The sequence below is a fragment of the Pseudomonas sp. GYB4201 genome (assembly GCF_056312595.1).
Genome location: NZ_JBWGIG010000076.1, coordinates 3,674 through 11,679 on the forward strand (window position 1 = coordinate 3,674; position 8,006 = coordinate 11,679).

General features: G+C 66.5%; 5 protein-coding genes. 2 read left to right on the plus strand and 3 right to left on the minus strand.

Annotated features, from left to right (window positions below):
- Positions 1-3: 3 nt before the first annotated feature.
- From AC0Z2B_RS32240 to AC0Z2B_RS32250, 3 genes are all read right to left on the minus strand, one after another.
- Positions 4-921 carry a LysR family transcriptional regulator gene (locus tag AC0Z2B_RS32240; protein ID WP_476301460.1) on the minus strand — a complete coding sequence of 306 codons (918 nt, stop codon included), beginning with the start codon at positions 919-921 and terminating at the stop codon, positions 4-6.
- Positions 922-1,047: 126 nt separating this feature from the next.
- Positions 1,048-2,400, minus strand: a complete 1,353-nt coding sequence (locus tag AC0Z2B_RS32245; RefSeq protein WP_476301459.1) for a DUF1329 domain-containing protein — start codon at positions 2,398-2,400, stop codon at positions 1,048-1,050.
- Between the two features lie 16 nt (positions 2,401-2,416).
- The gene (locus tag AC0Z2B_RS32250; RefSeq protein ID WP_476301457.1) at positions 2,417-4,246 is read right to left on the minus strand and encodes a DUF1302 domain-containing protein; all 1,830 of its coding nucleotides are present in this window, start codon (positions 4,244-4,246) and stop codon (positions 2,417-2,419) included.
- Positions 4,247-4,428: 182 nt separating this feature from the next.
- On the opposite strand from AC0Z2B_RS32250, the gene AC0Z2B_RS32255 reads away from it, so the two are divergent.
- Both AC0Z2B_RS32255 and AC0Z2B_RS32260 read left to right on the plus strand, forming a co-directional pair.
- Positions 4,429-5,460 carry a WD40/YVTN/BNR-like repeat-containing protein gene (locus tag AC0Z2B_RS32255; protein WP_476301455.1) on the plus strand — a complete coding sequence of 344 codons (1,032 nt, stop codon included), beginning with the start codon at positions 4,429-4,431 and terminating at the stop codon, positions 5,458-5,460.
- Positions 5,457-7,805 (plus strand): efflux RND transporter permease subunit, encoded by a 2,349-nt coding sequence (locus AC0Z2B_RS32260; RefSeq protein ID WP_476302198.1) that lies wholly within the window; start codon positions 5,457-5,459, stop codon positions 7,803-7,805. Before AC0Z2B_RS32255 ends, AC0Z2B_RS32260 begins: the two co-directional genes overlap by 4 nt.
- Positions 7,806-8,006 lie beyond the last annotated feature (201 nt).

Below are 8,006 nucleotides of genomic sequence, written 5' to 3' on the forward strand. Positions count from 1 at the left end.
GTGTCAGGCCAGCTCCGGCGCCTTCACCGCATGCGGGCTCTTGTACACATAGATCAGCTCATCGGCCAGCGCCTTGGCCTCGCGCGTCATCAGCTCCTGGTCGCGGCACACCAGCGAGATGTTCATCGGCGGCACCGGCTCGGTGATCTTCAGCACCTGCAGGCCGTTGGTGAAATTCTGCGTGCGGTCGAGAATGCGCTGCGACCAGTAGCTGACCGCGTCGCTGGTGGCGGCCATCTCGGAAAACAGCACCACCGAGGCGCACTCGATGACGTTGTCGGGCCAGGCGATGGCATGGTGCTCGAACATCATGTTCACCTTGGACTGCTCCATGGAGTCCTGCAGCAGCCAGTCCAGCTCGCGCAGTTCGGCCAGGCTGGTGGCGCCGGCACTGGGGTGGCCAGTGCGCACGGCCAGCACCGCGGGTTGCTCGAACAGCTCCACCCAATGGAAGCCATCGGTGCAGCGCGCGGCGGGCAGGGAGGTCAGGGCCATGTCCAGCAAACCCTCGCGCAGGCCCTCCATCAGCTTGGAAGGGCGCAGCTCGTGGATCTGGATGTGCACCTTTGGGTAACGTTTGCGGTAACGGTTGAGGCTGTTGACGAACTGCGGCCCCGGCGTCACCGGTGACACGCCGATGGACAGCTTGCCGTCCATCACGCCCTTGAGCGTCTCGATTTCCTCGCGCGCACGGCGCACTTCCTCGAGGATCAGGCGTGCGCGGCGCACCAGCCGTTCACCGTACTCGGTGGCGGTGATGCCGCGGTTGGAGCGGATCAGCAGCGGCACGCCCAGCTCCGCTTCCAGTTCCTTGATGCCCTTGGACAGGGCCGGCTGGGAGATATGCAGCAGGCGCGAGGCCTCCTGGATACTGCCGCTTTCACAGATGGAGACCATGGCCCGCAGTTGATGCAACTTCATGAGCACTCGCCGAACTTCAGGATGTTCATGAATTCAAAGCAAAATTCGGGCCTATGACGCGGCCTGGCGGCCGCTGCTACGGGATTCACGAACACCGTAGCAGCGGCCGCCAGGCCGCGTCCGCTTCTAGCGGATGCCGGTCACCCGCAACGCCGACGGGGTGAAGTCCTTGCGGCTCATGGGCACGTTGAAGGTGTAGCCGTTCTTCTCCTCGTTGTGCAGCGAGTTCACCGCATAGCGCCCCGACAGCAGGTCGTAGTGCACTTCGGCGGCAAAGGACGGCGCCTTGACGTTGTAGAAGAAGCTCGCATGGCCCTCCGACACCCGCCACAGCGCGCCGTGGCCGTCGTAGGCCTCGGTCTCGGCGCCTTGCCAGCTGTCTTCGTCGATGTAGATATCACGCCGCGAATAGATATGCCGCTCGCCCGGCTTCAGCGTCGCGGTCAGGTGCCACACCCGGTGCAGCTCGTAGCGGGTCAGGTCCTGGTTGATGTGGCCGGCCTTGACGATGTCGGTGTACTTGAGCGTCGGCGCTTCCAGGCGGTAGCTGTTGTAGGGAATGTACAGCTCCTGCTTGCCCACCAGCTTCCAGTCGAAGCGGTCCGGGGCGCCGTTGAACAGGTCGAAGTCGTCGTAGGTGCGCAAGCCCTCGGCGGCGGGGCTGTCATAGGCCACCTGCGGCGCGCGGCGCACCCGGCGCTGGCCGGCGTTGTACATCCAGGCCTCGCGCGGCTCCTTCACCTGGTCCACGGTCTCGTGCACCAGCAGCACGCCACCGACCATGCGCGCCGGGGCCAGGAACTCCTCGCGGTAGAAGCTGAGGATATTCGCCTGCTCCTGCGGGTCGTAGTCGCTCAGGCCGGTGGGGAAGGCCAGCTCCTGCTTGAGCACGGTGGGGGTGAAGTCGCCGTTGGCCTGGGGCGAGGCCTGCATGACGATGCGTTTCATGGTGTCGCCACGGTAACGGCCGATCAGGTTCCAGATCACCTCCAGGCCGTCCTTGGGAATAGGGAAGGGCACCGCGCCGGGGTGGTAGTGCTCCAGGCCGTTGCCGCCGGCCACCAGCTGGGTGTCGGTGGCGTTCTGGCGGGTGGCGGCCAGGCTCTTGTCGGGCAGGCTCACCGTGCGGTGGCTGGGGTACACCGGAATGCGGTAGCTGTCGGGGTAGCGGGCGAACAGCGCCAGCTGGCCCGGGGTGAGCTTGTCCTTGTACTGCGCGGCGTTGGCCTGGGTGATCACGAACAGCGGCTTCTCGCTGGCGAACGGGTCGGCCAGGAAGCCGTCGGCGTCGACCTTGCCGGCGTTCACCGGCAGGCCGCCGGTCCAGGCCGGGATGCTGCCGTCGGCGTTGCCGGCCTTCTGCGCGCCCACCGGGGTGAGGTCGGCGCCCAGGCGCGCGGCCTGGTCGGCGGTCACCGCGGCGTGCACGTGGGACGCCAGCAAGCACAGGCTCAGGGTAAACAGGTGCAAGTGTTTCATCGGGTACCTCGCAGGATCAGAAGCTGACGCCGACGCTCAAGGCGACGAAGTCACGGTCAGTGTTGGTGTTGTAATCGCCGCCGAAGAAGTTGGTGTAGCTGAGGCTGGCGGTGTACTTGGTCAGGTAGTCGGCATCCACGCCCACGCTGATGGCCTTGCTGCCCTCGGTGAAGGTCGGGCCGTTGCCGCGCACGTCGTGGGAGAAGGTGATGTTGGGCTTGAGGTTGACCCCGGCGAACACGTCGCTGTATTCCTCCACCGCGCGCAGGCGGTAGCCCCACGAGATCGGCGTGTAGTAGCCCTTGCTGTTGCACTGGCCGGGGTTGGAGCTGTTCAGCGCCTGGCAGATGGCGTTGCCCGACAGCCCGCCCAGCAGCAGGGCGGTGCCGGCGTCGGCCAGCGCGCCGTTGCCGTAGACGCTGCTGCGGCCAAAGCGCAGGTCCGAGCCGTCGGTGGCGCCCAGGCCGCTGATGTAGCCCATGCCCACTTCGCCCACCAGGCTCAGGCGGTCGCCGCCCAGCACGTGGTCGAAGGTGCGCACCGCGGTGGTCTGCGCCTGGGTGTAGGGCATGCGCTTGTAGCCCTGGATGGTCGAGCCGTAGGCCGAGCTGGCCCAGCCGCTGCTGAAAATCGGCAGGCCGGCGTTGACCAGCGCGCTGGTGGCGGCCGAACCGAGCACGGCGGCGTTGGAGACGTCGCTGGCGTTGAGCGACATGGGCATGTTCGGCCGGTAGCTGATCTCGCCCGACAGCGCCGTGGCGCCGACGTTGGTGGCGAAGCTCAGGCCGTACAGGTGGATGTCCTCGGGGTAGGTGAGGTAGTAGGTGGCGGTGCTCACGCCGCCCTTGCCGCTCAGCCCGCCCACCGGGTCGGCCAGCGCGCCTTTGCCCACGGTCCAGTTGAACTCGGGGTTGCGCGCGTGATAGTTGAGGGCGTAGAAGCCGAACTCGGTGTCGTTGAGCTGTGGCACGGTCCAGTGCAGCGACACGCCGAACTGGCCGCTGTTGCGCGCATCGTCGTCACTGCCGCGCGGCACGTAGCCGTAGTTGCTGGCCGTGCGGTCGAAGTCGCTGCCGTTGATGGTCATGCCCTGGGTGCAGCCCTTGGCGGCCACGTCGCTGCCGAAGAAGGTGCCGCAGTTGTCCAGCTCGGTCTTCTGCCACGTCAGCTGGTAGAAGGCTTCCACCGACAGGTTGTCGCTCAGGCCTTGGCTGACGTACAGCATGTTCACCGGGATCAGCCCCTCCTTGACCTCGGAGCCGGGGCGGCGCAGGGCCGAGACGTCCACCGGGTTGATGGCGTTGATGGAGTTGCCGATGAAGGTGCTCTCGCCCCAGCTGACCACCTGCTTGCCGGCGCGCACGCTGCCCGGCAGGTCGGCAATGCTGTAGTTGTGGTACACGAAGGCGTCGAGAATCTCTGCGCCCTGGCCCTTGGCGGCTTCGTCGCGGCCGCTGTCGTCAATGTCGTAGAGGTGCGTGTTGCCGTGCTCCACGGCGTAGTCGTACCAGTACTTGGCGCGGATGAACACGCCGCTGTCCTGGTACTTCAGCTGCAGGTCGTGCACGCCCTTGAAGATCTCCGAAAACGCCTGGCCCTTCTTGAAGTTCAGGCGTCCGTCGTCGCTGGTGCGGGTGGCGGCGTGGCCGCCGTTGGCGGTGCCGATGAACTGCTTGTCCGGGTTGGCGGTGCCGAAGCTGGCGCCGATGGACAGCGTCGAGTCCAGGTGGCCCTCGATGTCGCCGATGCTGAAATCCGCCGCCATGGCCGGCGCGGCGCCGGCAAGGGCCACGGCCATTGCCAGGGTGTGGGGATACAGTGTCCCCAAGGTTTTTATCGTGTTCACGCTGCTCTCCCCCAAAACCTGCATGGCTAAGACGCGGGGTCAGTTGCCCCGCTGGCTGCTGGTGATATCCCCTGTGCTCCAGGTCTGCCGCATGGTAGGGAGCGCGCCGGGTTCTGCCTTCCAGCAAATTCTTATGCCTATAGCCAAAGGTGAAGTGCGTGGGCCAGGGGCGGCTCCCTAGAATGGCCCCGGGCCGCGCCCTGGGGGTGGCGGCGACAGTCATGGGAGCGAGTGCGGTGGCGAGGCAGCGGTTGAGGGTGGGCAAGGGGGGCGCCTGGTGGCTGGCGCTGGTGATGGCCGGGGCCGTGCAGGCCGGCGAACTGCCACGGGCGGCGTCGGGGTTGTTGACCGACGTCGCCAGCGTCGGCACGCGGCAGGTGGCGGTGGGCGAGCGCGGCCATGTGCTGCTGTCCGATGACCAGGGCCGCAGCTGGCGCCAGGCGAGCGTGCCGAGCCAGCAACTGCTGACGGCGGTGTACTTCGTCGATGCCCAGCACGGCTGGGCGGTGGGGCACGACGCGCAGATCCTCGCCACGGCCGACGGCGGCGCCACCTGGGCCCTGCAGTTCCAGGACCCGGCCCGCCAGGCGCCGCTGCTGGGGGTGTGGTTCGAGAACGTCAGCCACGGTTTCGCCGTGGGCGCCTACGGTGCGCTGCTGGTGACCGAGGACGGCGGCAGCCACTGGCAGGACGCCAGCGCACGGCTGGACAACCCCGACCAGTTGCACCTCAACGCCATTGCCGCGGTGAAGGACGCTGGCCTGGTGATCGTCGGCGAGCAGGGCCTGCTGTTCCGTTCCGCGGACGGCGGTGCCAGCTGGCAGCGCCTGCAAGGCCCCTACGAGGGCACGCTGTTCGGCGCCGTCGCCACCGCCCAGGCCCGCACCTTGCTGGTGTTCGGCCTGCGCGGCCATGTGTTCCGTTCCACTGACTTCGGTGACAGCTGGCAAACCATCGCCGTGCAGGGCGAACGCGGGCCGCTGGACGCCGGCCTGGCCAACGCCCGGCTGTTGCACGACGGCACGCTGGTGCTGGTGGGCGAGGGCGGCACGGTGCTGCGCAGCGTCGACGACGGCCAGCGCTTCAGCCGCGTCACCCGCCCGGACCGCCAGGCCCTGGCAGCCGCGGCAGCCGCTGGCGACGGCCTGCTGCTGGTAGGCGAAAACGGTGCGCATCGCGCGAACATCAACGGCAGCGAGGCCGTGCAACCATGAGCATTCAGCAACGCTTCCCGGCACCCCAGGGCACCCTGCTGGAACGCCTGATCTTCAACAACCGCCCCGCGGTCATCATCCTCTGCCTGCTCGCCAGCCTCTTCCTGTTCTGGCAAGCCACGCAGATCCGCCCCTCCACCAGCTTCGAGAAGATGATCCCGCTCAAGCACCCGTTCATCCAGCGCATGCTCGAGCACCGCAACGACCTGGCCAACCTGGGCAACACCGTGCGTATCTCGGTGGAGGCGGTGAACGGCGACATCTTCAACAAGGACTACATGGAGACCCTGCGCCAGATCAACGACGAGGCGTTCTACATTCCCGGCGTCGACCGCTCGGGCATGAAGTCGCTGTGGAGCCCCAGCGTGCGCTGGACCGAGGTCACCGAGGAAGGCTTTGCCGGCGGCGAGGTGATCCCGCAGAGCTACAACGGCTCGGCCGACAGCCTCGAATTGCTGCGCAGCAACATCCTCAAGTCCGGCCAGGTGGGGCGGCTGGTGGCCAACGACTTCAAGTCGAGCATCGTCGAGATCCCGCTGCTGGAGTCCTACCCCGACCCCAACGACCAGGGCAAGCTGCTGAACCTGGACTACCAGAAATTTTCCCACAGCCTTGAGGAAAAGATCCGCGACAAGTTCCAGGCGCAGAACCCCAACGTCAAGGTGCACATCGTCGGCTTCGCCAAGAAGGTCGGCGACCTGATCGACGGCCTGATCATGGTGGTGATGTTCTTCGGCGTCGCCTTCGTCATCACCCTGGTGCTGCTGTATTTCTTCACCAACTGCCTGCGCAGCACCATCGCCGTGCTCAGCACCACGCTGGTGGCGGTGGTCTGGCAGCTGGGGCTGATGCACGCGTTCGGCTTCGGCCTGGACCCGTATTCGATGCTGGTGCCGTTCCTGATCTTCGCCATCGGCATCTCCCACGGCGTGCAGAAAATCAACGGCATCGCCCTGCAGTCCAGCGACGCCGACAACGCCCTGACCGCAGCGCGGCGCACCTTCCGCCAGCTGTTTTTGCCGGGCATGATCGCGATCCTGGCCGACGCCGTGGGCTTCATCACCCTGTTGATCATCGACATCGGCGTGATCCGCGAGCTGGCCATCGGCGCCTCGATCGGCGTGGCGGTGATCGTGTTCACCAACCTGATCCTGCTGCCGGTGGCGATTTCCTACGTAGGCATCAGCAAACGCGCCATCGAGCGCAGCAAGAAGGATGCGGTGCGCGAGCACCCGTTCTGGCGTGCGCTGGCGAACTTTGCCAGCCCGAAAGTGGCACCGATTTCCGTGGCGCTGGCGTTGATCGCCCTGGGCGGCGGCCTGTGGTACGGCCACAACCTGAAGATCGGCGACCTCGACCAGGGCGCGCCGGAACTGCGCCCCGACTCGCGCTACAACCAGGACAACCAGTTCATCATCGACCACTACGCCACCAGCTCCGACGTGCTGGTGGTGATGGTGCAGACCGCCGCCGAAGGCTGCTCGCGCTACGAGACCATGCAGCCGATGGACGAGCTGATGTGGCAGCTGGACAACACCGCCGGGGTGCAGTCGACGGTGTCACTGGTCACGGTGAGCACGCAGGTGATCAAGGGCATGAACGAGGGCAACCTGAAGTGGGAAAGCCTGTCGCGCAACCCCGAGGTGCTCAACAGCTCGGTGGCCCGCGCCGATGGCCTGTACAACGGCAATTGCTCGCTGGCGCCGCTGCTGGTGTTCCTCAACGACCACAAGGCCGAGACCCTCGACCGCGCCGTGGCGGTGATCAAGCAGTTCGCCGCCAGCCATGACAGCGACGGCCTGCAGTTCCAGCTGGCGGCGGGCAACGCCGGCATCGAGGCGGCCACCAACGAGGTGATCAAGCAGGCCGAGCTGACCATCCTGATCCTGGTCTATATCTGCGTGGCGGTGATGTGCCTGATCACCTTCCGCTCGTTCGCCGCGACGCTGTGCATCGTGCTGCCGCTGGTGCTGACCTCGGTGCTGGGCAACGCGCTGATGGCGTTCATGGGCATCGGCGTGAAAGTGGCGACCCTGCCGGTGGTGGCGCTGGGCGTGGGCATTGGCGTGGACTACGGCATCTACATCTACAGCCGCCTGGAAAGCTTCCTGCGTGCGGGCCTGCCGTTGCAGGAGGCCTATTACCAGACGCTGAAATCCACCGGCAAGGCAGTGCTGTTCACCGGCCTGTGCCTGGCGATCGGCGTGTGCACCTGGATCTTCTCGGCCATCAAGTTCCAGGCCGACATGGGCCTGATGCTGACCTTCATGCTGCTGTGGAACATGTTCGGCGCGCTGTGGCTGCTGCCGGCGCTGGCGCGGTTCCTGATGCCCCGGCCGGTATGAACACCACCCGTAGCAGCGGCCGTTAGGCCGCGTCCGGCCGTTGCGCGGTGTGCCTGGGGATGCGCGGGGTGTTTGGACGCGGCCTGCGGCCGCTGCTACGACGGACCTTGCGTAGCAGCAACTGTCTTGAAATGGCGTCGCCTGCATCGCGACTAAAGTCGGCTCCTACACTGTTCGTGGTAGGAGCCGGCCTTGGCCGCG

Excerpts from the sequence above, each read along its gene's own strand:
- AC0Z2B_RS32240 (WP_476301460.1), bottom strand. The coding sequence starts at position 921 with ATGAAGTTGCATCAACTGCGGGCCATGGTCTCCATCTGTGAAAGCGGC.
- AC0Z2B_RS32245 (WP_476301459.1), bottom strand. The coding sequence starts at position 2,400 with ATGAAACACTTGCACCTGTTTACCCTGAGCCTGTGCTTGCTGGCGTCC.
- AC0Z2B_RS32255 (WP_476301455.1), top strand. The coding sequence starts at position 4,429 with ATGGCCCCGGGCCGCGCCCTGGGGGTGGCGGCGACAGTCATGGGAGCG.
- AC0Z2B_RS32260 (WP_476302198.1), top strand. The coding sequence starts at position 5,457 with ATGAGCATTCAGCAACGCTTCCCGGCACCCCAGGGCACCCTGCTGGAA.